The sequence below is a fragment of the Pseudomonas sp. Root569 genome (assembly GCF_001427465.1).
GTDB lineage: Bacteria > Pseudomonadota > Gammaproteobacteria > Pseudomonadales > Pseudomonadaceae > Aquipseudomonas > Aquipseudomonas synxantha.
The window spans coordinates 1537-2627 of record NZ_LMGQ01000022.1; the positions used below are offsets into that span (position 1 = coordinate 1537).

1 protein-coding gene is annotated in these 1091 nt (G+C 56.1%); it reads left to right on the forward strand.

Annotated elements, in window-relative coordinates:
- Positions 1 to 1091 (forward strand): immunoglobulin-like domain-containing protein (locus ASD70_RS29510; protein WP_330219688.1); only part of this gene is annotated, 1091 nt, incomplete at both ends.

Sequence of the window (1091 nt, forward strand, 5' to 3'; positions counted from 1 at the left end):
GACACCATCGACAAGGTCGATGTGGTGCTCACCGCCACATCTACTGTCGGCGAAGGCGGCAATATCGTCTACACCGCCAGCCTTGTGGATAAAAACGGTGCGCCGGTAACCAACATCACCAACCCGCTCACCGTCACCCTGGATAATGGCCAGACCATTACCATCGGGGTGAACCAGTCCAGCAGCTCTATCTCGGTTGTAGCTCCAGATGATGTGTACAAGGGCGACCAGACTGTTACCACCGCCATCACAAACGTGACCGGTGGCGAACACTTTGAAAACTTGGTGCCAGGGACCGATAAAGTCACCACGACTGTGACTGACACCCCGGGTACTGATAACACCACCACTGTGACGCTGACTGCACCAAGTGCTGTTAACGAAGGTGGCGAGATCACTTACACCGCTACGCTTTCCAACAAAGCGGGCACTGACGTTACGTTGAAGTTGGATAACGGCTCGTCGATCACCATCAAAGCTGGCGACACTGTCGGGACCGTGACCGTCCCGGCGCCTACTGATGACGTGTTCATCGACAAGAGCACCCAGACCGTCAAGATCACCGAGACCACTGGCGGCAACTTCGAAAAACTGGAAGTTGCAGGCAACGGTGCGACCACCACCATCAACGACACCATCGATAAAGTCGACGTGGTGCTGTCCGCCACCACCACTGTCGGCGAAGGCGGCAACATCGTTTACACCGCCAGCCTTGTGGATAAAAACGGTGCGCCGGTGACTAACATCACCAACCCGCTGACCGTCACTCTCGATAACGGTCAGTCCATCACTATTGGCGTGAACCAATCCAGCGGTTCTATCTCGGTTGTGGCACCGGATGATGTGTACAAAGGCGATCAGACTGTCACCACTGCGATCAAAGGTGTCACTGGCGGCGAGCATTTTGAGAACCTGGTACCGGGTACTGCCGCGGTGAACACCACCGTTACGGATACCCCAGGCACCGACAACACCACTACCGTGACGCTAACTGCACCAAGTGCTGTTAACGAAGGTGGCGAGATCACCTACACCGCCACCTTGAGCAACAAGGCCGGCACCGACGTCACCTTGAAGCTGGACAACGGCTC